Origin of the sequence: Kocuria sp. CCUG 69068, from assembly GCF_020833785.1 — a bacterium.
GTDB lineage: Bacteria > Actinomycetota > Actinomycetes > Actinomycetales > Micrococcaceae > Kocuria > Kocuria rosea.
The window spans coordinates 54,671-77,974 of sequence record NZ_PDDL01000003.1; the positions used below are offsets into that span (position 1 = coordinate 54,671).

The 23,304-nt window shown below is 72.7% G+C and carries 19 protein-coding genes; 7 read left to right on the top strand and 12 right to left on the bottom strand.

Going from position 1 to position 23,304, the window contains the following annotated elements; translation table 11 throughout:
- The first annotated feature begins 106 nt into the window (after positions 1 to 106).
- From CRM73_RS01185 to CRM73_RS19835, 4 genes are all read left to right on the top strand, one after another.
- Positions 107 to 652: a peptidylprolyl isomerase gene (locus CRM73_RS01185; protein WP_017835081.1), complete on the top strand. Its 546-nt coding sequence runs from the start codon at positions 107 to 109 to the stop codon at positions 650 to 652.
- Positions 653 to 814: 162 nt separating this feature from the next.
- A complete protein-coding gene (locus CRM73_RS19830; protein ID WP_109221585.1) occupies positions 815 to 1,615 on the top strand; it encodes a rhomboid family intramembrane serine protease in 801 nt (266 codons plus the stop codon).
- Positions 1,616 to 1,956: 341 nt separating this feature from the next.
- On the top strand, positions 1,957 to 2,649 hold the full coding sequence (locus tag CRM73_RS01195; RefSeq protein ID WP_017835083.1) for a response regulator transcription factor: 693 nt from the start codon (positions 1,957 to 1,959) through the stop codon (positions 2,647 to 2,649).
- Positions 2,646 to 4,094, top strand: coding sequence for an ATP-binding protein (locus tag CRM73_RS19835; protein WP_126349595.1), 1,449 nt, complete (start codon positions 2,646 to 2,648; stop codon positions 4,092 to 4,094). Before CRM73_RS01195 ends, CRM73_RS19835 begins: the two co-directional genes overlap by 4 nt.
- A gap of 229 nt (positions 4,095 to 4,323) precedes the next feature.
- Here CRM73_RS19835 and CRM73_RS01205 read toward each other — a convergent pair whose 3' ends face one another.
- The 3 genes from CRM73_RS01205 to CRM73_RS01215 form a co-directional block, all read right to left on the bottom strand.
- The gene (locus tag CRM73_RS01205; RefSeq protein ID WP_017835085.1) at positions 4,324 to 5,124 is read right to left on the bottom strand and encodes a GntR family transcriptional regulator; all 801 of its coding nucleotides are present in this window, start codon (positions 5,122 to 5,124) and stop codon (positions 4,324 to 4,326) included.
- Positions 5,121 to 6,122 (bottom strand): zinc-binding dehydrogenase, encoded by a 1,002-nt coding sequence (locus CRM73_RS01210; protein WP_017835086.1) that lies wholly within the window; start codon positions 6,120 to 6,122, stop codon positions 5,121 to 5,123. The genes CRM73_RS01205 and CRM73_RS01210 overlap by 4 nt, the downstream gene beginning before the upstream one ends.
- Positions 6,123 to 6,208: 86 nt before the next feature.
- Entirely contained in the window at positions 6,209 to 7,054 is an 846-nt protein-coding gene (locus CRM73_RS01215; protein ID WP_017835087.1) for an MSMEG_6728 family protein, read from the bottom strand.
- 82 nt (positions 7,055 to 7,136) lie between these two features.
- Here CRM73_RS01215 and CRM73_RS01220 point away from each other — a divergent pair, with 82 nt between their 5' ends.
- On the top strand, positions 7,137 to 8,450 hold the full coding sequence (locus CRM73_RS01220) for an MFS transporter (protein ID WP_095650035.1): 1,314 nt from the start codon (positions 7,137 to 7,139) through the stop codon (positions 8,448 to 8,450).
- A gap of 120 nt (positions 8,451 to 8,570) precedes the next feature.
- Here the strand turns inward: CRM73_RS01220 and CRM73_RS01225 are convergent, their stop codons facing one another.
- The 4 genes from CRM73_RS01225 to CRM73_RS01240 form a co-directional block, all read right to left on the bottom strand.
- Entirely contained in the window at positions 8,571 to 10,259 is a 1,689-nt protein-coding gene (locus CRM73_RS01225; RefSeq protein ID WP_229586501.1) for a thiamine pyrophosphate-dependent enzyme, read from the bottom strand.
- A gap of 263 nt (positions 10,260 to 10,522) precedes the next feature.
- The gene (locus CRM73_RS01230; protein ID WP_017835090.1) at positions 10,523 to 11,938 is read right to left on the bottom strand and encodes a sugar porter family MFS transporter; all 1,416 of its coding nucleotides are present in this window, start codon (positions 11,936 to 11,938) and stop codon (positions 10,523 to 10,525) included.
- Positions 11,939 to 12,124: 186 nt separating this feature from the next.
- A complete protein-coding gene (locus tag CRM73_RS01235; RefSeq protein ID WP_229586503.1) occupies positions 12,125 to 13,321 on the bottom strand; it encodes an ROK family transcriptional regulator in 1,197 nt (398 codons plus the stop codon).
- Positions 13,322 to 13,422: 101 nt separating this feature from the next.
- A complete protein-coding gene (locus tag CRM73_RS01240; protein ID WP_229586505.1) occupies positions 13,423 to 13,755 on the bottom strand; it encodes a glutaredoxin domain-containing protein in 333 nt (110 codons plus the stop codon).
- A 437-nt stretch (positions 13,756 to 14,192) separates the two neighbouring features.
- Here CRM73_RS01240 and CRM73_RS01245 point away from each other — a divergent pair, with 437 nt between their 5' ends.
- The gene (locus CRM73_RS01245; RefSeq protein ID WP_229586507.1) at positions 14,193 to 15,026 is read left to right on the top strand and encodes a phosphatase PAP2 family protein; all 834 of its coding nucleotides are present in this window, start codon (positions 14,193 to 14,195) and stop codon (positions 15,024 to 15,026) included.
- A 43-nt stretch (positions 15,027 to 15,069) separates the two neighbouring features.
- Here the strand turns inward: CRM73_RS01245 and CRM73_RS01250 are convergent, their stop codons facing one another.
- From CRM73_RS01250 to CRM73_RS01260, 3 genes are all read right to left on the bottom strand, one after another.
- Complete coding sequence (locus CRM73_RS01250; protein ID WP_229586509.1) at positions 15,070 to 17,310, bottom strand: efflux RND transporter permease subunit; 2,241 nt, start codon at positions 17,308 to 17,310, stop codon at positions 15,070 to 15,072.
- 127 nt (positions 17,311 to 17,437) lie between these two features.
- The gene (locus CRM73_RS01255; RefSeq protein ID WP_035924332.1) at positions 17,438 to 17,827 is read right to left on the bottom strand and encodes a universal stress protein; all 390 of its coding nucleotides are present in this window, start codon (positions 17,825 to 17,827) and stop codon (positions 17,438 to 17,440) included.
- A gap of 39 nt (positions 17,828 to 17,866) precedes the next feature.
- Positions 17,867 to 19,330: an APC family permease gene (locus CRM73_RS01260; RefSeq protein ID WP_051063846.1), complete on the bottom strand. Its 1,464-nt coding sequence runs from the start codon at positions 19,328 to 19,330 to the stop codon at positions 17,867 to 17,869.
- Positions 19,331 to 19,459: 129 nt separating this feature from the next.
- Here CRM73_RS01260 and CRM73_RS01265 point away from each other — a divergent pair, with 129 nt between their 5' ends.
- Positions 19,460 to 20,539 carry a nitronate monooxygenase gene (locus CRM73_RS01265; RefSeq protein WP_017835097.1) on the top strand — a complete coding sequence of 360 codons (1,080 nt, stop codon included), beginning with the start codon at positions 19,460 to 19,462 and terminating at the stop codon, positions 20,537 to 20,539.
- Between the two features lie 22 nt (positions 20,540 to 20,561).
- Here CRM73_RS01265 and CRM73_RS01270 read toward each other — a convergent pair whose 3' ends face one another.
- A complete protein-coding gene (locus CRM73_RS01270) occupies positions 20,562 to 22,088 on the bottom strand; it encodes an oligopeptide:H+ symporter (RefSeq protein WP_229586511.1) in 1,527 nt (508 codons plus the stop codon).
- Between the two features lie 111 nt (positions 22,089 to 22,199).
- Positions 22,200 to 23,039, bottom strand: a complete 840-nt coding sequence (locus CRM73_RS01275; RefSeq protein ID WP_017835099.1) for an aldo/keto reductase — start codon at positions 23,037 to 23,039, stop codon at positions 22,200 to 22,202.
- Positions 23,040 to 23,304: the final 265 nt, after the last annotated feature.

A 23,304-nucleotide genomic window follows, 5' to 3' on the forward strand; every position in this document is an offset into this window, starting at 1 on the left:
CGTCGGGGCAGGAGGGTGCGCCGCGCAATCCCGGGCCTTTTCACTGTGCGCTGAACCCCGCTGCCCCACCGGGAAGGGCCTCCGGGGACCGTGCAAGAATGGGCGCATGACTTCTGCCATCCCCACCGCCAAGGCGACCATCCACACGAACCACGGCGACATCGTCGTGAACCTGTTCGGCAACCACGCCCCGAAGACCGTCAAGAACTTCATCGGCCTCTCGGACGGCACCCAGGAGTGGAGCGACCCGCGCACCGGTGAGAAGCAGACCGGTCCCCTCTACAAGGACGTGGTCTTCCACCGCATCATCAAGGACTTCATGATCCAGGGCGGGGACCCCCTGGGCCAGGGCATCGGCGGACCGGGCTACGAGTTCGACGACGAGATCCACCCCGAGCTCGACTTCAACGAGCCCTACATCCTGGCGATGGCCAACGCCGGCAAGCGCAACGGCAAGGGCACCAACGGGTCCCAGTTCTTCATCACCACCGCCCCGACCACCTGGCTGCAGGGCAAGCACACCATCTTCGGCGAGGTGGCCGACGACGCGTCGCGGAAGGTCGTGGACGAGCTGAACAGCGTCCGCACCGGCGGCATGGACCGTCCGGTCGAGGACTGCGTGGTCACCTCGATCGACATCGAGCAGCTCTAGATCCGAGCAGTCTCCCCGTCCCGGCACCGCCGGGACGGGGACCAGCGGCGCAGGCCCGTCCGGAGCGATTCGGACGGGCCTGCGCCGTTGCCGTCCCGTCCGCCCCAGTCCATCCCGTCCAGCGAACCGGGCCCGCGGAGAAGCGGCCCAGGAGGAGTCCCAGTGAGCGGCGAGCGACCGCAGTACGGCGCGTCCACCGGGGGAGACGTCCCGGTGTGCCCGCGCCACCCCGACCGGCCGGCGTACGTGCGGTGCCAGCGGTGCGGCCGGCCGACGTGCCCGGAGTGCCAGCGCACGGCCGCGGTGGGCGTCCACTGCGTCGACTGCGTGCAGGAGGCGACGCGCTCGCGCCCCGCCGTCCGCACGAGCCTCGGCGGCCGCGCGGCCCAGGGCTCCCCGATGCTCGTCACCTGGTGGCTCGTCGGCATCAACGCGGTGGTCTACGCGCTGCAGTGGCTCGGGCAGGCGGCGGGCGTGAGCCTGCTGCAGATGTTCGCCTACGCCCCCGTGACCACGACCTCCGAGCCGTGGCGGATGCTCACGAGCGGTTTCCTGCACTCGATGTCCAGTCCGCTGCACCTGATCCTGAACATGTACATGCTCTACCTGTTCGGGCGGATGCTCGAGCCGGCGCTGGGTCGCGGCCGGTTCCTGCTGCTGTTCCTGCTCTCCGTCCTGGGCGGATCCGTGGGCGTCCTGCTCCTGTCGCACCCGCTCAGCCTCGTGGTCGGCGCGTCCGGGGGCGTCTTCGGCCTCTTCGGCGCCCTGTTCGTGCTGCAGCGCCACCTGGGGCAGTCCATCACGCCCATCGCGGTGCTGATCGGCGTGAACGTCGTCTTCGGCTTCCTCTTCCCCGGCATCGCCTGGCAGGCGCACCTCGGCGGACTCGTCACGGGAGCCATCGTCGCCTTCGGCTACACGGCCGCCAGCCGCCGGCGCCGGGGTGCCGGCGGCCGCCGGTGACGCCGGCCGCAGCCCGTCCCCGAGCACTCGCGCGCCGGCGGACGACCGTGTTCTCCACAGGGGTTGTCCCCACCTGTCGACAAGTTACACCGGTGGAATTCCACACCTGTGAGCAACGGTGTGGACAGGGCCGGGGCGGCTTCCACAGCTGTTAATAACGCTGTGGAGAGCGAGCTGTGCACACAGTTCTCCACACCTGTGGACAACGTTGTGCACCGGTTGGGGAGAAGGGGCACGACCGTGCCGGCCGGGACGCCGTCCTCATCGGATCCTCAGGCGGCGTGCGGAAGACTGGAGGGGTGCGGATCCCGCCGCGCCCACGGAGGAGAACGGGAGGACACGTGCGCGTGCTGCTGGTGGAGGACGAGGTGGACCTCGCGGAGTCGCTGCGCCGCGGGCTCACGAACGAGGGCTTCGTCGTCGACGTCGCCCACGACGGCATCACCGGGGGGTGGCTGGCCGGCGAGAACCCCTACGACGTCGTGGTCCTGGACCTGATGCTGCCCGGCAGGAACGGCTACGCGGTGCTCGAGGGGCTGCGCGCCGCCGAGAACTGGGTCCCCGTCCTGATGCTCACCGCCAAGGACGGCGAGTACGACCAGACCGACGCCTTCGACCTCGGCGCCGACGACTACCTCACCAAGCCCTTCAGCTTCCTCGTGCTCGTGGCGCGGCTGCGCGCCCTCATCCGCCGGGGGGCGCCCGAGCGGCCCGTGGTGCTCACGGTCGGGTCCCTGCAGCTCGACCCCGTCCGCCGGACCGTGACCCGCCGGGGGACGGCGCTCGAGCTCACCGCGAAGGAGTACGTCATCCTCCAGTACCTGATGCAGAACGCGGAGAAGGTCGTCTCGAAGCTGGAGATCATGGACAACGCGTGGGACGCCGGCTTCGAGGGCTCCGAGAACATCGTCGAGGTCTACGTGGGCTATCTCCGGAAGAAGATCGACGCGCCCTTCGGCCTCTCCACCCTGCAGACGGTCCGCGGCATGGGCTACCGGCTGGTCCCGGACGAGCCCGGGGCGCCGGCGTCGTGACCTCCGCCAGGAGGGGGCTCCTCGACCGGTGGGGGGTGCGGGAGCGCAGCACCGCCGCCGCGGCGCTGCTCATCCTCCTGGTGATGGCCGTGGCCGGAGCCGTGCTGCTCGAGGTCCTCAGCCGCGCGGCCGTGGGGGCCGCCCACGACCAGGCCGTGGCCCGGCAGACGGAGATCCTCCAGGACCTGGGGCTCCCGTGGGGCCCGCGCAGCGCCGGGGGCGCGGCGGGGGAGACGGCCGTGTTCACGCAGGCCGGGCTCGGCGAGCTGATGCTGCGGCTCGGCCGCCCGGGGGTCATCGTGCAGCTCCAGGACGCCGACGGACAGGTGGTGGCCGCGTCCCCCGCCAGCGCGCTGGGCACGGACCTGTCCGTGCCGGTCCTGGAGCCGGGGCGGTCCTTCGACTCCGCGGCGACCGGGGACGGGCTCGCGCTCAGGACCGACGACCACGTGTATGTCGCTCACGGCATGTACATCAACGGGGTGCCCCTGACCCTCACCGTGGCCGTGCCCATGGCGCTGCAGCAGGGCACCCTCCAGACCGTGTCCCTGTTCCTGCTGGTCGGCGGGCCGGTGCTGGCGCTGCTCGGCGCCGCGCTCATGTGGTTCCTGGTCGGCCGCTCCCTGGCCCCGGTGCGCCGCATCACCGGACAGGTCCGGCGCATCGGCACGGCCCGCCTGGGGGAACGGGTCGACGTGCCCCCCACCCGGGACGAGATCGCGGCGCTCGCCGAGACCATGAACGGGATGCTGGACCGGCTGCAGACCTCCGACCGGGCACAGCGGCGGTTCGTGGCGGACGCCTCCCACGAGCTCCGCAGCCCGCTCGCCACCCTCACCACCACGATCGAGGTGGCCGCCTCCGACCCGTCCGGGGCGACGTGGCCCGAGGTCGCCCCCGTCCTGAGGTCCCAGTCCCGCCGCATGGGCCAGCTCGTGGAGGACCTCCTGACCCTCGCCAAGGTCGACGACGCCGGGCTGCGGCTGCGCACCGCGGACACCGACCTGGACGAGGTGGTCCGGGAGGAGATCGCCCGGATGCGGCCGGCCTCGCGGCACGAGGTGCGCGTGCACGTGGACCCCGTGCGGGTCCGCGGGGACGCCAGCCGGCTCCAGCAGGTGGTCCGCAACCTGCTCTCCAACGCGGAGCGGCACGCGGACACCTGGATCGCCGTCTCCCTGGTGGCCGAGGGGGACGAGGCGGTCGTGACCGTGGTCAACGACGGCGACCGCATCGCGCCGGAGGACCGGGAACGGGTCTTCGAGCGGTTCGTGCGGCTCGACGACTCCCGGACCCGGGACACGGGCGGATCCGGGCTGGGCCTGGCCATCAGTCGGGAGATCGTCGCGGCCCACGGGGGGACGATCGGCGCGGGCGAGGACCCGGAGGGCCGGTGCCGCTTCCAGGTGCGTCTCCCGCGGGAGGGCGGGGACGGCGAGGGCTGAGCACCTCGCGTTCACCTCCCGTTGGCGGCACCGTCACGCGGGCCGCCTAGCGTCTCCCTGGTCGGCGGGAGCCCCCCGACCCCGCTCCGACGAGCACGGATGCACCCCCGGGCAGCCGTGCGGAATGCCCCGGTCCGTCGGCGGACCGGGGCATTCGACTGCTCCGCGACCGGGGGCCCCGGGCCGCCGGCCGGGATCCCCGGCCTCCGGCGGCTCACCCGCCGGGCTCTCAGTACCCGGCGGCGGCGGCGCCCCAGACCTGCGCGGTGAGTTCCTCGAGGCGCTCCTCGGGCGTGCGCTGGGCGCGCAGGGCCTGGGCGACGAGCCGCTGCGCGGTGGAGGCGAGGTGCTCGCGCATGGCGCGTGCCGCCTCCGCCTCGTCCCGGGCGAGCACGGCCCGGACCAGCGCGTCGTGCTCGCGCGCGAGCTCCCCGACGGGCCGCCGCGACGTGGCGGCGACGACGCCCAGGAAGGACGTGGTGGTGCGCAGCCGCTCCACGAGCTGGACGGCCTGGGCGTTGCCGGCGACGAGCAGCAGCGCACGGTGCAGTCCCTCGTCCGCCTCGGCGGTGGCCTCGAGGTCCCCGGTCCCGGCCGCCTCGTGCAGCGCCTCCCACCGGGCCCGGATCCGGTCCAGCTCCTCGGGCGCCGCGAGACGTGCGGCCCGGCGGGCGGCCGGGACCTCCAGGGCGGTGCGCACCGCGAAGATCTCGGCGACGTCGTCGGGACTGACCTCGACGATCTCGAAGCCGCGGTTGCGGTGGAACCGGATCAGCCCGGCCTCGCCCAGCCGCAGCAGGCCCTCCCGCACCGGGCTGCGGGAGACGTCCATGGCGGAGGCCAGCTGCTGCACCGAGTAGAGGCGCCCGGGCTCCATCTCGCCCGCCGTGATCGCCCGGCGCACCGCGGCCATCACCTGCACGGCGAGCGAGCTCCCGGTCGTGGCGGTGACGGACGGCAGCGCGGGGGCCGCCGGCCCGGGACGGTCGCCGGCCGGGGACCCGGTGACGGAGCGGGGTGGGGTGGTCACGGGGTGATCGTCAGCTTGATGTCCCCGGGCCGGTGCTCCTCGGCCCGCTGCATGGCCTCCGCGATCCGCTCGAGGGGGAACTCGGGCCCGAGACAGTGCTCCACGTCGATCTCGCCCTCGGAGATCCGCCGCAGGGCCTCGCGGAAGGACGTCAGCCCCGGCTCGGCCTGCGCCGCCACGGAGCACTGCAGCCGCAGGTTCTTGCGGAACGCCGTCCACAGCGGGACCTCGGTGTGCCCGTGCCGCTCCGGCAGGCCGAAGAAGCCGACGATGCCCCGGTCGGCCGCGAGCTCGACGGCCTGGTCGCGCAGCACGTCGTGCCCCACGGCCTCGATGACGAGGTCGGCGCCGCGGCCCCCGGTGACCTCGGCCACGACCGCGGCGAGGTCCTCCTCCGGCACCCGCACGGGGACGGCGCCCAGCCGGCGGGCGACCTCGAGCCTGCCCGTGTCCAGGTCGGAGGCGACGACGTGCGCGAAGCCCAGTCGGCGGGCCTCCTCCACGAAGAACAGCCCGGCGGAGCCCGCGCCCATCACCACGCACGTGTGCGCCCGGCGGGCAGGCGTCTCCACGGGCCAGAACTGGCGCATGGCGTAGAGGCACGTGCCGTACTGCTGGGCCATCATGAGCCGCCGCAGCTGCAGGGAGTCGCCCGGGTCCGTGCCGGCGGGCAGCTCCACGACGTGCAGGTCGTCCAGCAGCTGGAGCTCCGCGAAGCACCCGCCCATCTCGCCCTGGGGGACCGTCAGCACCAGGGTGCCCTCCGGGACGCGCTCCGAGCGGGACTCGACCACCACGCCGACCCCTTCGTGGCCGGGGTAGCCGGGGCGGCGCGGGCCCTCCGCGTGGAGCAGCCCGTGGAAGGCCGCGTGCAGGTCGGATCCGCAGATCGAGGCGTGCAGCATGCGCACCACCAGCTGACCGGGTTCCCGGGCGTGCGGATCGGGCCAGTCGGTGACCGTGACGGTGCCCGTGGTGGGGACGTGGGATGCTCGCATGCGCGCCTCCTGGGGTCGGGCGCGCCGGGCGCCGGTGGGTGACATGCTACCCACGGTTTGGTGCCGCGGACGGGCGTGACGCCGGATTAAACCCGCGGCGCGCCCGGATCGGCGCCGACGGCCTCGGCGGGGACCGCGAAGACGGGGCGGGGGGACTGCAGCCGGGCGGGTGCGGGCAGGTCGCGGCGCAGCACCCGGTCCCCGCGCTCGAGCTCGAGGGAGAACCCGCCGACGGCGTGGTGCACGTTCTCGCCCAGCACCGTCCGCTCCACGACCTGCTCCGGGCCGGGCGGCCCGTGCAGCAGCAGCACCGGCTCACCCTCCCGCAGCTCCTCCTCGACGCGGGCCACCGCCTGCACCCAGTGGCTCTCCCGCACGCCGTCCGGGACGCGGAAGGGCACGACGACGGCGCCGCCCGCCGCCTCGTGCGCGCCCGGCGCCAGGACCCACGCCCGCCGGCCGTGCGGCGGCTCGGCGGGTGGCGTGCGGCCCTCCGCGGGCACGGGCCACACGTAGTCCAGGCCGGCGGGGTCGCCGGGGAAGACCGCGCGGTAGAGCTCCTCGTCCTTGCGCAGCAGGTTCGACCGGTGCGAGCGGTGGAACGCCTCGTCGCCCAGCCAGGGCGGCGGCGGCGCCACGTCGTCGTCGGGGGCGCGGTCCCAGGCCTCGGGGGCGAACTCGCGGATCTGCCACCCCGTGCTGTCGGCCCCGCCGCGGGCCGTCCACTCGTCGACCATCGCGCGGCCGTAGGCGACCAGGGCGGGCACGTGCCCGGCCCACATCGCCGTGGCCGGGTGGCGGTACCACCCGTAGCCCGGCACGGTGGCCGCGCGCAGCACCTGCAGGGTCTCCACCCGCTGCTTGCCGAGCCGCTTGCGGTCGAGGACGCGGGCCGAGCGGGCGAAGTCCGGGTACGGGAGGAAGGTCTGCACCGCCCCAGTGTCCTACGGATCCGCGGCCTCCACCACCGCACCGGCCCGTGCGCCGGGGCCCGCGCGGGGGGACACTGGGGGCATGCCCCTGCCCCGCGCGCTGGAGCCGTTCCGGCTCGGCCGGTACCGTGTGCTCGCCTTCGCGATGTTCAGCAGCGTCTTCGGCGCCGGGATGTGGGCGGTGGCCCTCGTGCACCAGGTCCTGCAGCTGGACGGCACGGCCGTGGACCTCTCGGCCGTGACTGCGGTGGGCGCGCTCGGCATGCTCGTCTTCGTGCTCGTGGGCGGGATCGCGGCCGACCGCTTCCTCCTGGCCCGGGTGCTGCGCCTCGTCGAGACCGCCAACCTCCTGACGGCGGGGACGCTCGCCGTCCTGGCCCTGGCGGACGGGCTGCGCATGGGGCACCTCGCCGCGGCGGCGTTCGTGTTCGGCGCGGGTCTCGGCTTCTTCTATCCGGCCTACTCGGCCTCGCTGCCCCGGATCCTGCCCGCCCGGCAGCTGCTCGCGGCCAACGGGGTGGAGGGCACGGCGCGCCCGCTGCTGCAGCAGGCGGCGGGACCGGCCGTGGCGGGTCTGCTCATCGGGCTGGTCGCCCCGGGCGGCGCGCTTACCCTGATCGCGCTCTGCCACGCCGCCGCGCTCGTGCTGCTGCTGCGCCTGCACGTGCCCGGCCACGACGCCGATTCGGACGCCGGCGCGGACGCCGGCGCGGACACGGATCCAGGCGCGGGGGAGCCGTCCCCGCCGCGGGAGGCGGTGGGCGCCCTCCGGTCCGTGCGGCAGGACCTCATGGAGGGCGTGAGCTACACGGTGCGGACCCCGTGGCTGCTGTGGACCCTGCTGTGGGCGGTGCTCGCGGTCTTCCTGCTGCTGGGTCCCCTGGAGGTCCTCGTCCCGTTCCTGGTCCGGGACCGGCTGGGCGGGGACGCCTCCACGTTCGGCTACCTGCTGGCGTGCTACGGCGGGGCCAGCGCGGTGGCCTCCCTGGTGGTCGCGTCGCTGCCCCTGCCGCGGCGCTACCTCAGCTGGATGATCGTGCTGTGGGGGTTCGGGACGCTGCCCTTCGGTCTCGTCGCGACCACCGACTCGTTCTGGGTCATGGCGCTGTGCCTGGCCTTCGTGGGCGCCGGGGACGGCGCGGGCATGGTGCTGTGGGGCACTCTCCTGCAGCGCCGGGTCCCGCGCCACATGCTGGGGCGGGTCTCGAGCCTCGACTTCTTCGTCTCGATCGCCCTCATGCCGGTGTCGATGGCGGTCGCGGGACCCGTGGCCCAGGTGGTGCCCCTGCCGGTGATCTTCTGGATCGTGGCCCTGCTGACCCCGGCGCTGGGGCTGGTGGCCCTGTGGGCCGGGCGGATGCGCGAGGACGAGCTGGCGCACCCGCTGGCCGGCTGAGCGCCGCCGTTGCACCCCACAGGGCGCAGGGACGGGGACGTGCGGACCGGGGGCGGTGCCGCGTCCCGACCGGACGCGGCACCGCCCCGCTCACCGCACGAGCGGTGGACGGCCCGCGGGTCAGTAGGCCTTGACGCGCTGCTCCACGATCAGGTGGATCAGGGCGAACTGCCCTTCCTCGTCGATCGCCCTCAGGGCGGCCTCGAGCGCGCCGGGGATCTCGGCGTCGGTCTCCACGCGCACCCCGAACCCGCCGAAGGCCTGGGCCATGAGGGCGAAGTCGGGGTTCTTGAGCTGGGTGCCCGAGACGCGGTCCGGGTAGTCCCGCTCCTGGTGGGTGCGGATCGTGCCGTACTCCTGGTTGTCCATCACGATGACCAGCGGCGTGGCCCCGTACTGGGCGGCGGTGGCCAGCTCCTGGCCGTTCATCAGGAACTCGCCGTCACCGGCGATGGTCACCACCCGCCGGCCGGGGTAGCGCAAAGAGGCCGCGACGGCGGAGGGCACCGAGTAGCCCATGGAGCCGTTGCGGGCGGAGATCATCGCCGCGTACCCCTTGGCGGGGAAGTAGCGGTGCGCCCAGTTGGTGTGCTCCCCGGCGCCGAAGGTGCACATGGCGTCGTCGGGCAGACCCGCCACGAGGTGGGCCATCATGGTGTCCATCCGGGCCCGGCCTCCGGACGGCTCCGTGGCCGGCTCCGTGGACACGGGGGTGGAGAACTCGACCTGCTGCGCCCGCAGCCGGGCGGTCCACTCCTTCCACGCCGGCTTGGCCGGCAGGTCGATGCGCACGAGGTCGCGCACGAACACGTCGGGCTTGGCCACGATCTGGTAGGACACCGGCCCGGAGCGCCCGCGCAGGGACGGGTCGATGGTGACCAGGAAGTTCTTCTTCTCCCAGTCCTGGCGGACCAGGAACCCGTTGGTGATGACGTCGCCGGGGACGGTGCCCACGAAGACCAGCAGGTCGGTCTCCTCGAGCATCTCGAAGGTCGCCTTCGGGCGGCCGTAGCCGATCGGGCCCACGTAGGAGTCCGAGTCGAACGGGACGGTGCCCTCGGTGCGCCACTCGGCCGCGGCCGGGAGGTGGTGCTCCTCGAGCCAGTCCGTGAGGCCGGCCGCACCCTCGACGGTCCAGTCGTTGCCGCCGGTCACGAACAGGGGCTTCTCCGCGGTCGAGAGCGCGTCGCGCAGCGCCTTCCAGTCGTTGACCGTCATCCCGCCGTGGGCCACGGGGATCGGCGGGTGCAGGGTCGCGTCGATCTCGGCCCGGATGATGTCCTCGGGCAGACCCACGACCACGGGGCCGGGGCGGCCGGAGTTGGCGGCGAACATCGCCTCGGCCACGATCTCGGAGGCCCGCTCGGCGTGGTCGAGGACCATCACGCGCTTGGCCCCGGAGTCGAACCACGCGTGCGGGTCGAACTCCTGGAACGCCTCCTTGTCGCGGTGCTCGAACGGGATCAGGCCCACGAACAGCACCATCGGGGTGGAGTCCTGCCACGAGGTGTGCAGGCCCACGTGGGCGTTGGCCGCGCCGGGGCCGCGGGTCACCATGGCCACGCCCGGGACGGGGCCCATCTTGCCGTCGGCCTCGGCCATGTAGGCCGCACCGCCCTCGTGGCGGCAGACGACCGTCTCGATCGACGAGTGGTGCAGACCGTCGAGCACGTCCAGGTAGGACTCGCCGGGCACCACGTAGGTGCGCTGCACGCCGTGCGCCACGAGCGTGTCCACGATGACGTGGCCCGCCGACTTGCGGGCAGCGGTCTGTGCGGGGGATGCGGGGTCCGCAGTGGTCTGGGTCAACGTGGGTCCTTTTCGCCGTTGAAAATGGAGCGGTGGGGCTGGGCAGGCCGGAACCGGCTCGGGGGTCCGGGCCTGGCGCAGTTCATCCGAAAATACCCGATACGGGCGGCGATCCGTGTCCTGGCGGTCACGGAGGAGTAAAGAAGGACGCACAGCGCCCGCGGTGCCCTGTGCGCTCCCGGGCCCGGGCACGACGACGACGGCGGCGGTGGTCTCCCCCGGAGGGGACGATCACCGCCGCCGTCGTGGATCCTGCGCGGTGCTCAGTCCTGCATGTCCTCGAGCTCGATGCCGGTGGTCTCGCGGACCATCTTGATCGTGAAGATCAGGGAGACGAGCCCGAAGAACGCGTAGAGCCCGTACGCGACGCCCAGGGAGAAGGCCGCCAGGGCCGGGAAGGTCACGGTGACCAGCCAGTTGGCGATCCACTGCACGAATCCGGCCACGGCCAGGGCGGCGCCGCGGATCCGGTTCGGGAACATCTCGCCCAGCAGGACCCACATCATGGGACCCCACGAGACGCCGAAGAAGACCACGAACAGGTTGGCGGCCACGAGGGCGAGGGGACCGGCGGTGGGGCCGAGCACCGGTGCGCCGTCGACCACGTCGGCCGTGGCGAACAGGACGGCGAGGGTGGCGAGGGACAGGGTCATGCCCGCCGAGCCGATGAGCAGGAGCCGGCGCCGGCCGACCTTCTCGACGAGCGCGATCGCCACGATGGTCACGGCGACGTTGACCACGGACGTGATCACCGTGATGGTGAACGAGTCGGCCTCGGTGAAGCCCACGGACTGCCAGAGCACGTTCGAGTAGTAGAAGATCACGTTGATGCCCACGAACTGCTGCAGCGCGGCCAGGCCGATGCCCACCCACACGATCGGCTTGAGACCGGCCGTCCGTCCCTTCAGATCGGACAGCCGGGGCTTGTGCTCGATCCGGAGGGTCTCCTTGATGAGGCGCACCCGCTCGGCCGCCGACGCGGAGCCCTGCAGATTGGCCAGCACGGCCTCGGCCTCGTCGGAGCGACCGTCCTCCACCAGGTAGCGGGGGGACTCGGGGATCGTGAACGCGCCGATCAGATAGGCGATGGCCGGGATGGCCTCGGCCATGAACATCCACCGCCAGGCCTCCAGGCCGAGCCACAGCTCCTGGGTGGAGCCGCCGGCCATGGCGGCGAGCCAGGCGTCCACCGCCAGCGAGATGAAGATGCCGAGCACGATGCCCATCTGCTGCAGCGAGCCGAGCCGGCCGCGGATGGAAGCCGGGGCGACCTCGGCGATGTAGGCGGGAGCGATGACGGAGGCGACACCCACGCCGATGCCTCCGACGACGCGCCAGAAGATCAGCCAGCCGAAGCTGTCCACCACACCGCAGCCGATCGCGCTGACGAGGAAGAGGACCGCGGCGATCTTCATCACCGGGACGCGGCCCAGGGCGTCGGCGACCCGGCCGCCGAAGAACGCACCTGCGGCGGCGCCGAGCAGGGCCGAGGCCACGGCGAAGCCGAGCGGTCCGGGAGCGACCCCGAACTCCTCCTGGATGGCCGAGACCGCGCCGTTGATGACCGCGGAGTCGTAGCCGAAGAGGAAGCCGCCGAAGGCGGCGACGATGGTGATCCGGAGGACCGCCGAGGTGTTCGGGTGCTCCGCGACCCTGGGGGTCGTGGCGTCTTGGCTCATCGGACAGCTCCCTTGCTGGTGGAGATCGGCTGCTGGTGGAGGAAGCGGCGTGGGCCCGGGACGTGCCGTCCGCCGCACCCCGGGGCGGACGCACCCGCCGACGCCGTGGGGTTCGTGTGACGCGGTCCACACTAAAACTCAGTGCGCTGAATGTCCATTAGTCGAAGACAGGTGTCGTCCGGCGCGTCATCCTGCCGGAAGGGCCCCGACGGGCAGCTCCGCGTGCTGCAGGGCGAGGATCACCGCGCCCGCCACGTGCGCCTCGATCCCCAGCAGGGCGGTCTCGATCCGCAGGCCCCGGACGCTGCCGCGGACGCCCTGGCGGGAGACGACCTCGCGCAGCGGGCCGAGCAGCAGCTCGCCGGCCCGGGCGATCTCGCCGCCGACGACCACGAGCTCCGGGTTGATGGTGTTGCACAGGTTGGCCACCGCCGTGCCGAGCAGGCGGCCGGTGTCGCCGATGACCCGCCCGCAGCCGACGTCGCCGGCGAGCGCCGCCGCCACGAGTTCGGGGACGGTCAAGTCGGTCCCGTGCGTGGCGCTCAGCAGGCCGGTGACGTCCCCGGAGGACACGTAGGTCTCGAGGCACCCGCGGTTTCCGCACCGGCACACCCGGCCGTGCTCGTCCACGGTCGTGTGGCCGAGCTCCCCGGCGGACCCGGTGGCGCCGCGGAAGAGGGACCCGTTGAGGATCAGACCGGCGCCCACGCCGTGGCCGATCTTGAGGTAGGCCATGTGCTGCGCTCCGCGCCCGGCGCCCCAGGCGTGCTCGCCCAGGGCGCCCGCGTTGGCGTCGTTCTCGACGACGACGGGCAGTCCGAGTCGGCGGCCGGCCTCCTCGCGCACGTCGATCCCGCTCCACGCCGGGAGGATCGCGCTCGCACTGACCAGCCGGCCCTCGAGGTCCACAGGGGCCGGGAGGGTGAGGCCCGCGGCGAGCAGCCCGGACCGTGCCGTGCCGTGCTCCCGGAGGAGGGCGTCGAGGGTCCGGCCGACCAGCTCGAGGTCCTCGGCGAAGCGGTGCTCGGCGGGCAGCTCGTGACGCCGCTGGGCGAGGATCCTCTGGTTCAGGTCCGCGACGGCCACCGTGACGTGGCGGTGTCCCACGTCGATGCCGACCACGTGGCCGGCGGAGCCCCGGAAGCCGATGCGCTGACCCCGGCGGCCGGCGCCGTCCGTCTCCATGACGAGCAGGCCGGCGCCGATCAGCTGGTGGACAATGCTGGACACCGTCGAGGGCGCCAGTGCGGTGCGACGGGAGATCTGCGCCTGGGTCAGGTGCCCGTCACGGCGCACCGCGTCGAGCACCCGGCGCTGGTTGGCGTTGCGCAGGGACGTCTGCGAACCGGGTGGAACGGGGGACCCCGCGGGCTCGGACATCATCGTCCTCTTTCACCGGTGAACGTGAACAGGACTGTCATCCTAATCAGCGTTCACAGGTCGAAGACAGGGGTGGGCGGGCCGGCGGCTCCGCCCGCCTGTTCTCAGAGGACCTTGCCGGCCTCGGCGATCAGCCCTCTGGCAGCGGCGACCTGGGCGGGGGAGGCCGCGACGAAGTGCTCGTCGCGGGTCACCACCGTGGGCACCGTGGCGTTGCCGTCGTTGAGGGACTCCACGAAGGCCAGGGCGTCCCGGTCCTCCCAGATGTTGGTCCACATGGCGCGCTCGGCGTCCGGTCCGAGTCCGCGCTCGAGCATGCCGCAGAACGGGCACCCGGGCCGCCAGTAGATGGCGACCCCGCCCTCCGCCACGTGCTGGACGGCCTCGGCGTGGGAGGCGGCCGGGCGGCGGCTGCGGGACTTGTTCTTCTTGAACACGGGGGCTCCTCGCGGGTCGGGCGGCGGGGTGGGAGTGGCGACCCAGTCTAGCCGGACCGTTCCACGTCAAGAGCTGTCCCCCGATGAGGGGACAGGTGCTGAAAGTGGCAAGAGCGTGTCGAGAGGGTGGCGGAGGACCGTCGTGGCGGTGTCCGTCATCCAGAACACCCGACAGGAATTGATCTTCCCGCAAATGCCCGGCGTTCCACGTGAAACTCCATAGATTCGCTCGAGCATCAGCCTTTTTCGGCTGATGGAGCTGCCGGCGTCGTGCGGGGGACGCGGAGCGTCACACAGCAGCCCCGCCGGCGCCGTTCCTGCGGTCAAGCTTCATGATTTGTCATTCTCTGTACCGATTCGGGGAATTGTTCCCGAACTCTCTTGCGGGCTGGGCGTTCGGGGACTCCCGGAACGTGGCGTGTGTCATGGTGGTGGGCATGGCAATTCCGGCGCAGCACTCTTCCCCCCGGCCGGCCCGCTCCACCTGGTCCCTCCCCCAGCTGCACCAGTGGGTGGTCGTCCCCTTCATCGTCGTGCTCGTCACGGCGACCGTGGGGCGGCTGCTGGTGTACTCCCCGGGAGTCGCGGCACAGGAGATCGAGGTCCTGCACCGGCTCGACGCGGCGCGCCTCGGCGTCCTGGACGCGCTGGCGCTCGTCCTGCACCACGCGTTCTCCACCCCGGGGGCGTTCGCGATCATCGCCGCCCTCACCGCCTGGCTCGCCCTGGCGCGCCGGCGGCCCTGGGACGCCGCCGGCTTCGCCGTCACGGCGCTCTCCGGCTGGGCCGCGGTCGGGATGGTGAAGGTCGCCGTCGGCCGCCCCCGGCCGGACAGCACGGCGTTCCCGGAACCCCTCGTCCTCGTGGACGGCCTCACGTCCTTCCCCTCCGGGCACGCGGGTGCCGCGCTGGCCATCGCGGCGGCGTTCTGCCTCGCGATGCGCCGGTCGAGGTCCGCCTCCGCCGTCCTCGTCGCGGGACTGGGCACGGCCGTGCTCGTCGGGCTGTCCCGGCTCTACCTGGGCGTGCACTACCCCCTCGACGTCCTCGCCTCGTTCCCCGTCGCCTGGGCGGGCCTGGCCGTGGGGTGCGGTCTCGCCAACCACCTGGTGCCCGCGCTCGCCTACGGCTTCGGCTGGCAGCAGGAGGACGCGGCGTGGCACGACGTCGAGCCGGGGCCCGCCGCCGAGGAGAGCCCCGCCGAGGACGCTCGTCCGGACACGGCACGGGTGCCGGTCGTGGCCCGGCGGACGGACCACCACGCCGCCTGACACGGATCGCCCGCGGCCGTGGCACCGGGCGCCCCGCCGGGTCTCAGGGCTCGATCCGCCGGTGGAAGGGCCACCAGATGGCCCGGCCGATGTCGTAGGTCAGGGCCGGCACCAGCAGCGACCGGACGATCAGCGCGTCCAGGAGCACGCCGAACGCCACGATGAACGCCAGCTGCACCAGGAACATGATCGGGATGACGGCCAGTGCCGCGAACGTGGCCGCGAGCACGATGCCGGCCGAGGTGATCACCCCGCCGGTGAGGGTGAGACCCCGGAGGATGCCAGCCCGGGTGCCGTGCACCAGCGACTCCTCCCGCACCCGGGACATCAGGAAGATGTTGTAGTCGATGCCCAGCGCCACGAGGAAGACGAAGCCGAAGAGCGGGACCGAGGGGTCCGCACCGGGCAGGTCCAGGACGTTGTTGAACACGAGGGCGGAGACGCCCAGGGCCGTGAAGAACGAGACCACGGTGGTGAGGATCAGCAGCACCGGGGCCAGGACGGAGCGCAGCAGCAGCATGAGGATCAGGGTGATGACCACGAGGATCACCGGGATGATCAGCGTGCGGTCGGCGATCGAGGTCTCGTTGGTGTCGATGTTCGTCGCCGTGGTGCCGCCCACGAGGATCTCCGCGTCCGCCGCGCGCAGGTTCTCGCGCAGCTCCCGGACGGTCTGCTCCGCCTCGGGGGAGTCGGCGGCGTCGGACAGCGTGGCCTGGAGCTGATAGAGGCCCTCGGCCTCCGTCGGCTCGGCCCCGGCGAAGGGCCCGGCCGGGGGCGGGGCGTCCTCCCCGAGGGGCAGGGTGCCGGACGGGGAGTCGTTGGCGACGGCGACGACGCCGGCCACGCCCTCCGTGCCCTCGACCGCCTCGACCGCGGCGTCCAGGGAACCGGTCGGGACCAGCAGGACCGCGGGGCTGCCGGAGCCGCCGGGGAAGTGCTGGGCCAGGGTCTCCTGGCCGTCCCGCGCCTGGGACTCGCCGAGCACGAGCTCGCTCTGCTCCACGCCCGAGGCCTCGAACTGGGTGCTGAACCCGGCGAGGGCGAGGAGCACCACAGTGGTCACCACCCAGATCGCCCGCGGGGCGCGGGCCACGAACCGGGCCACCGAGGCCCACACGCCGCGCCCCTCGACGGTCGGGCGGGTGCCGGCCCCGTGCTCGACCACGCGCACGCGCTCCGCGCCCGAGGCGTCGTAGCGGGGCCGGAACGGCCAGAAGGCCCCCCGTCCCGTGGCGTAGAGGACCGCGGGCAGGAAGGTCAGGGCCGCCAGGACGGACATCACGATGCCGACGGAGGCCACCGGGCCCAGCGCCTTGTTCGAGGCGAGGTCCGAGAGCAACAGGCACAGCAGGCCCGCGATGACGGTGGCGCCGGAGGCGACGATCGGCTCGACCGAGCCCTTGAGGGCCGCCCGGGTCGCGTCCGCCCGTCCCCGGTGGTGCAGGAGGGCGTCCCGGTACCGGGCCGTGTAGAGCAGCGAGTAGTCGGTGGCGGCGCCGACCACGAGGATGAACAGGATGCCCTGCACCTGGCCGCTGATGGTCACGAGCTCGTTGGCCGCCAGCCAGTACACGACCAGGATGGCGGCGCTGAGGGCGAAGACCGAGGTCAGCAGCACCAGGACGGGCAGCACGGGGGAGCGGTAGACCACGAGGAGGATCACGAACACCACGGCCAGCGCCACGCCCAGCAGGATCCCGTCGATGCCCTCGAAACCGGCCACGAGATCGGCCGTGAACCCGGCGGGGCCCGTCACGTAGCTCTGCAGGCCCTCCGGCCGGTCCGTCTCGAACCGATCCGCGAGCGCCTCGACGTCGTCGACGACCTCGCCGTCGGACAGGGGGACGACGAGCTGGAAGGCCTCTCCGTCCTCGGACGGGATCAGCGGCGAGGTCTGCCCCTCGGCAAGGCCGCTCTCCTGCACCGCCGCGGCGGCGTCCTCCGCCCACGCCCGGTCGGCGGCGGTCAGCCCGCCCTCCCGGGCGAGGAGGACGATCGCGGGGATCGCCTCCGAGTCCCGGAACTCGCCCAGCAGCCGGGTGACCTGCGTGGACTCGGTGGACTCGGGCAGGAAGCTGGACTGGTCGTTGGTCGAGACCTCGGAGATCTTCCCGAAGTACGGCCCGCCCACGCCGGCCACCGCGAGCCACCCGACGATCAGCAGCGCCGGCAGCAGGATCCGCAGCAGCGTGGTCCAGCGGGAGCGCCGCGGGGGTGCGGGGGACCCTGGGGCCTCGGCCCACGGGGCAGGACGGGACGCGGTGGGGGCCGGGGTGGTCATGGCGTGCCTTTCACGAGCGGCAGGAGCAGGTCGGAGCCGCGGCGACCGACGGACCCCACCGCGGGACCGGAGGCGCCGGGGTCTGGGACCAGACTAATATTTCGAAAACAGAAATAAAATCCCGGGCTCAGTCGTAGACGGCCTTGACGCACAGCACCGGGCAGGGGCTCTCGAGCAGGACGCGCTGGGCGGTGCTCGCCATGATGATCTTGCCCACGGGGGAGCGGCGCCGGATGCCCAGCACGATGAGCTCGGCCCCGTGCTCGCGGGCGGTGTCGAGGATGACGTCGGCGGGGTCGCTGTCGTGGTCGGGCTCCCGCAGCTCGTAGCGCACTCCGGCACGGGCGAGCTTCTCCCGCTCCACGTCGATGTCTGCCTCGATCTCCGGCGGCTGGTGGCGCCTCGGCCGCGGCTGCACCACCACCAGGTCGGTGCCGCGGCGCTCTGCCTCGAGGATGGCGGCGTCCAGCGCCGCGTGTCCGGGGGCGGTGGGCATGTATCCGACGACGACGGTCACGGGTTCTCCTGGGGTAGCGGCACGGTGGGGCGGAACGGGTCAGGGACCGCGGTGGGGGTCCTGGTCCGCGGGCTCGTCCTCCATGCGGGCGAGGGCCTCCGGGTGCTCGAACCGCACCTTGCGGCCGAGGAACAGGCGGTCGTAGACGAAGTTGACGATCCACAGGCCCAGCCCGATCAGCAGCAGGACCACGGCGATCTGGTACTCGACGAGGTCCTGTGCCCAGGGCCCCACGAGGTAGGCGCAGGTGATCGCGCCCAGGTAGGGCAGGACCCGGGGGGCGTGGAAGTAGTCGTGGGTGGGGCTGTGGTCCTTGCGCAGGATGATCGCCGCGACGTTGACGATGGTGAACACGCCCAGGAGGAGAAGGGCCGTGGTGCCGCCGAGGGCGCTCGCCGTGCCGCTGCCGAGGATGTTGTTGATGACGACGATCAGCGCCATGGCGAGAAGGCTCGTGAACACGATGGCCGACCAGGGGGTGCGCCGGCCCTGCAGGACGTGGCCCAGGAAGTCCGGCAGCACGCCCTGGCGGGCCATGCCGTAGAGCAGCCGGGAGGCCATGAGCATGTTGATCAGGGCGGTGTTGGCCACGGCGAAGATCGTCAGGAACGGGTAGATCGTGTCGATGGGGATGTTGGGGGCGCCGATCCGGACCATGTCCAGCAGCGGCGTGGTCGACTCCCCGAGCACGCCGATGGGGACGACCGCCACGGTGAAGATCGAGACCAGGATGTAGACCACGCCCGTCAGGCCGAGGCCGAAGAGCATCACGCGCGGGAAGTCGCGGCTGGGGTTCTTGGTCTCCTCGACCATGTTGACGGAGTCCTCGAAGCCCACGAAGGAGAAGAACGCGAGCGAGGTCACCGCGGTGAGGGCCAGGAAGATGCCCTTGTCCTCCGAGGTCTCGAACACCATCGTCTGGCTGAAGTCGGCCTGGCCCTGGAACGCCGCCCAGAACCCCACGAGGATGACGATGAGCAGGCCGGTGAGCTCGATCGACGTCAGCACCACGTTGAACGCGAGGCCCTCGGTGACGCCGCGGATGTTGATGGCGGCGAGGATCGCGATGAAGATCACGGCGATCACGGTGATGGTCGTGGTGTCCACCTCCAGCCCGAAGCCGCGGGCGAAGTTCGAGGCCACGGCCGAGGCCGCCGTCGAGGCGGAGGTCAGGCCCGAGCTGAGCACCGCGAACGTCACGAGGAAGGTGATGAAGTGGATGCCGAAGGCCTTGTGCGTGTACAGCGCTGCGCCCGAGGCGCCGGGGTACTTGGTCACGAGCTCGAGGTAGGAGAAGGCCGTGATGGTCGCCACGAGGAACGCCACGAGGATCGGGGCCCACGCGGCGCCGCCGATCTCTCCGGCGATGTTCCCGGTGAGGGCGTACACCCCGGTGCCGAGGATGTCGCCCACGATGAACAGCAGGAGCAGGCCGGGGCCCATGACGCGCTTGAGCTCCGGCTGGGGGCGGGACCGGGTCCCGGATTCGGCTGACTGGGCCATCGGATGCCTCGAATCGGTGGTGACGGGCTGGCGGGCCCCGGCGTGCGGTGACCGTGGCCACAGCCTATGCCACGCCCCGCGCCCGGCCCAGGTGGTGACGACGAGCCGCCGTGTTCCTAGCCTGGGACCATGACGAGCACAGCGCCCCGCTTCCGGCTGACCGAACTCCGCCTCCCCTTCCTGGGCGCCCCGATGGCCGGCGGGCCCTCGACCCCGGCGCTGGCCGCGGCGGTCACGGCCGCCGGCGGCCTGGGCTTCCTGGCCGCCGGCAACCGTCCCGCGGCGGGCGTCCGCGCGGACGTCGAGGAGGTCCGGGCGCGCACGGACGGCCCGTTCGGGGTGAACCTGTTCGTCCCGCAGGCGGCGAACACCGCGGCCCCCGGGACGGCGGTCGACCCCGCCGTGCACCGGTCGGTCGCGGCCTACCGGGAGGCGCTGGAAGACACGGCCCGCCGGTACGGGGTGGAGCTGCCGGACACGGACCCCGCCGACGACGACGGGTGGGCCGCCAAGCTCGAGCTCGTCGAGGCGCTGCGGGTCCCGGTCGTCTCGTTCACCTTCGGGCTCCCCGCGGTCTCCGTGCTGGCGCGGCTCGCGGCGGTGGGCACCACGACGTCCGTCACGGTGACCTCGGTCCCGGAGGCCCAGGCCGCCGTGCGGGCCGGTGCCCACCTGCTGACGGTCCAGGGCCCGGCGGCCGGCGGGCACCGGGGCACCCACCGCGCGGAGGACGTCCCGGGCGAGGAGCCCCTGGTGGAGCTCGTCGCCGCGGTCCGCGCCGCCGTGGACGTCCCGCTCGTGGCCGCGGGCGGCATCGCCTCCGCGGCGGACGCGGACGCGGCCCTGACCGCCGGGGCGGACGCCGTGCAGGTCGGCACGCTGCTGCTGCGCACACACGAGGCGGGGACGTCCGCCGCGTACCGGGAGGCCCTCGGCTCGGGCCGCTACACGGAGACCGCCGTGACCCGCGCGTTCTCGGGACGGCTGGCGCGCGGGGTGCGCAACGGTTTCCTCGACCGCTTCACGAATATGGCCCCAGCGGCATATCCCCAGGTCAATCAGATGACCAAGCCCATCAGGGCGGCCGCGGCGCAGGCCGGGGACCCCGAGGCCATCGCCCTGTGGGCCGGTCCGCAGTTCGCGGCCGCACAGGAGGTCCCCGCCGCCGAGGTGGTGCGCGGCATCCTCCGCGCACCGACCGGTCCCTGACGGCGGGTGCCCGGCACGGCCGTCAGCGCACCCCGCGCATCATCCGCCGGATCCAGGGGGACAGCACGAGCAGGGCGGCGCCGACGACGATGGTCACGGCGCCCAGGATCCCGAAGTAGGCGGCCTCGGTCTGCTCGCTGTAGTAGCCGGCCAGCGCGCCGGACAGGGCCGTGCCCAGGGCCACCGACAGGTAGAAGAGGGCGACCATCAGCACGGGATAGGCCCGCGGGGCCAGCCGGGTGGACAGGGACAGGCCCACCGGGGAGACCATCAGCTCGCCCAGGGTGGCGACCAGCAGGATCAGCGCGGCCCACAGGACCGGCACCGAGGACACCCCGACCATGGGCAGGAAGATCAGGAACGCCGATCCCATCAGCACGATGCCGAGGCCGAACTTGGTGGGCGTGCCGGGCTGGCGGTCGCCCAGCTTCGTCCACAGCACCGCGAACACCGGCGCGAGCAGGATGATGAAGAAGGGGTTGAAGGACTGGACCCAGGAGATCGGCATGGTCCAGTCGCCGAGCGCGCGGTCCAGCCGGGTGTCCGAGTAGATCGTGATGACCGTGAACTGCTGCTGGAACAGCGCCCAGAACGCGGCCGAGCCGATGAACAGCGGGATGAACGCCCGCACGCGGGAGCGCTCGTCGTCGTCGACCTTCTTGCTGGTGAGCAGGAGGACGAACAGCGCCACGGCCGCCACCACGATCACCCCCACCACGACGTCGGCGAGGTTGGCCGCGTTGAGCACCCCCGTGAGGGCGGCGGCCACGACGACGGCGATCGCCGCCGCGGCGATCCCCGCCCACTTCCCGTACTGCTCGCGCGGCAGGGGGTTGGGCACGTGGTGGACCTCTGCGGGAAGCCTCCTGCGCCCGAGGGCGTACTGGGCCAGGCCGAAGGCCATGCCCACCGCGGCCAGGCCGAAGCCGAGGTGGAAGCCCCAGGTCTTCTGCGCGAAGCCGGTCAGGAGCGGCCCGAGGAGTCCGCCGATGTTCACGCCCATGTAGAAGATCGAGAAGCCGGCGTCGCGGCGCGGGTCCTGGCGGTCGTAGAGGGCACCCACGAGATTGGTGATCGTGGCCTTGAGCCCCCCGGACCCGATCGCGATGAGGACGAGGCCGATCGTGAGACCCGCGACGGCGGGGATCAGCGCCAGCGAGACGTGGCCGGCCATGATGAGGACGCCGCTGAGGAACATCGTCCGCTCGGAGCCGAGGAGCCGGTCGGCGACCCACCCGCCCAGGATGGCGAACAGGTAGACGGCGCCGCCGTAGGCGCCCACGATGCCCGCGGCCGTGGCGCGGTCGATGCCGAGCCCGCCCTCGGTGGTGGCGAAGTACATGTACAGCAGGACGATGCCCTGCATGCCGTAGAAGGAGAAGCGCTCCCACAGCTCGACGCTGAACAGGTTCGCCAGCATGCGCGGCTGGCCGAAGAAGGACCGGGCGCCGGGGCGGGGGAGCTCCGCGCCGGGGCGGTTGTCGTGGTGGTCGCGCGGGTCGGGGGCGCCGGTGGCGCCGTCCGCCGCGCGGGGGGTGTGGGAAGTCATGCGCACCATGATCGGCCTGCCGGGCGGTCGAGCACCAATCGGTGCGCGCCCGCGGCCGGCGGCCCCGTCGCGCTCACCCCCGGTGGGCGTCGCCGGGGAAGGAGCCAGGACTCAGTTGAAGTCCTTCGGGTCGGAGCCGATCCGCCCGCCGTTGTCGAGGCCGCTGATCGCCCGGACGTCCTCGTCGTCGAGCCGGACGTCGAGGGCCGCGTAGTTCTCGCGGATCCGCTCCGGCGTGACGGTCTTGGGGAAGACCACGTTGCCGATCGCCAGGTGCCACGCGATGATGACCTGTCCCGGGGTGGCGCCGTGCTTGCGGGCGATCGAGTCGATCACCGGGTCCTTCAGCAGGTCGCCGCCCTGGCCCAGGGGGGACCAGGCCTCGGTCAGGATGCCGTGCGAGGCGTTGAAGTCCCGCAGTGCGGACTGGTTGAAGTAGGGGTGCAGCTCCACCTGGTTCACCACGGGGACCACGCCCGTCGCGTCGATGATCTCCTGGAGCTCCTCCTGCGGGAAGTTCGAGACGCCGATGGACCGGGCCTTGCCGCTCTCCCGGATCTCCTGGAACGCCTTCCAGGTCTCCAGGTACTTCCCGCGCTTCGGGGTGGGCCAGTGGATGAGGTACAGGTCGACGTACTCCAGGCCGAGACGCTCCAGGGAGGCGTCGATGGCCTTCAGCGCGGAGTCGTGGCCGTGGTCGTCGTTCCACAGCTTGGTGGTCACGAAGATCTCGTCGCGCGGGATGCCGCTGTTCGCGATCGCCCGGCCGACGCCCTCCTCGTTGCCGTAGATCATGGCGGTGTCGATGTGGCGGTAGCCGGCCTCGAGGGCCTGGCCCACCACGTCCTCGGCGATGTCGGCGTCGACCTGCCACACGCCGTAGCCGAGCTGGGGGATGGTCCTGCCGTCGTGCAGGGTGAGGGTCGGGGACTGCGTCGTGGACTGCGTCATGGACCGTGCCTTTCGTGGGGAGACAGCCAGGGGCTGACAGGGAGGGCCGGGAGGAGCTCGTCCGGGCCCGGTGTCCGTCGAACAGTCTCCTGCTGTCGCCGCGCGCTGACAAGAAGGACAGCGTGCTTTCTGCTCTCAGCAATCGGCCTCCGCTGCCCAGCCGCAGCGGGAGGCCCCGGGAAGGCGGGGAACGGTGGCCGCAGCCGCAGCCGGCGGCGGGCGCTCAGCCGTCGGCGCGTGGCCGCCGGGCGGCCGGGCGCCGGTC

Excerpts from the sequence above, each read along its gene's own strand:
- CRM73_RS01185 (WP_017835081.1), top strand. The coding sequence starts at position 107 with ATGACTTCTGCCATCCCCACCGCCAAGGCGACCATCCACACGAACCAC.
- CRM73_RS01210 (WP_017835086.1), bottom strand. The coding sequence starts at position 6,122 with ATGCGAGCATCCCACGTCCCCACCACGGGCACCGTCACGGTCACCGAC.
- CRM73_RS01220 (WP_095650035.1), top strand. The coding sequence starts at position 7,137 with ATGCCCCTGCCCCGCGCGCTGGAGCCGTTCCGGCTCGGCCGGTACCGT.
- CRM73_RS01230 (WP_017835090.1), bottom strand. The coding sequence starts at position 11,938 with ATGAGCCAAGACGCCACGACCCCCAGGGTCGCGGAGCACCCGAACACC.
- CRM73_RS01235 (WP_229586503.1), bottom strand. The coding sequence starts at position 13,321 with ATGATGTCCGAGCCCGCGGGGTCCCCCGTTCCACCCGGTTCGCAGACG.
- CRM73_RS01245 (WP_229586507.1), top strand. The coding sequence starts at position 14,193 with ATGGCAATTCCGGCGCAGCACTCTTCCCCCCGGCCGGCCCGCTCCACC.
- CRM73_RS01250 (WP_229586509.1), bottom strand. The coding sequence starts at position 17,310 with ATGACCACCCCGGCCCCCACCGCGTCCCGTCCTGCCCCGTGGGCCGAG.
- CRM73_RS01260 (WP_051063846.1), bottom strand. The coding sequence starts at position 19,330 with ATGGCCCAGTCAGCCGAATCCGGGACCCGGTCCCGCCCCCAGCCGGAG.
- CRM73_RS01265 (WP_017835097.1), top strand. The coding sequence starts at position 19,460 with ATGACGAGCACAGCGCCCCGCTTCCGGCTGACCGAACTCCGCCTCCCC.
- CRM73_RS01270 (WP_229586511.1), bottom strand. The coding sequence starts at position 22,088 with ATGACTTCCCACACCCCCCGCGCGGCGGACGGCGCCACCGGCGCCCCC.
- CRM73_RS01275 (WP_017835099.1), bottom strand. The coding sequence starts at position 23,039 with ATGACGCAGTCCACGACGCAGTCCCCGACCCTCACCCTGCACGACGGC.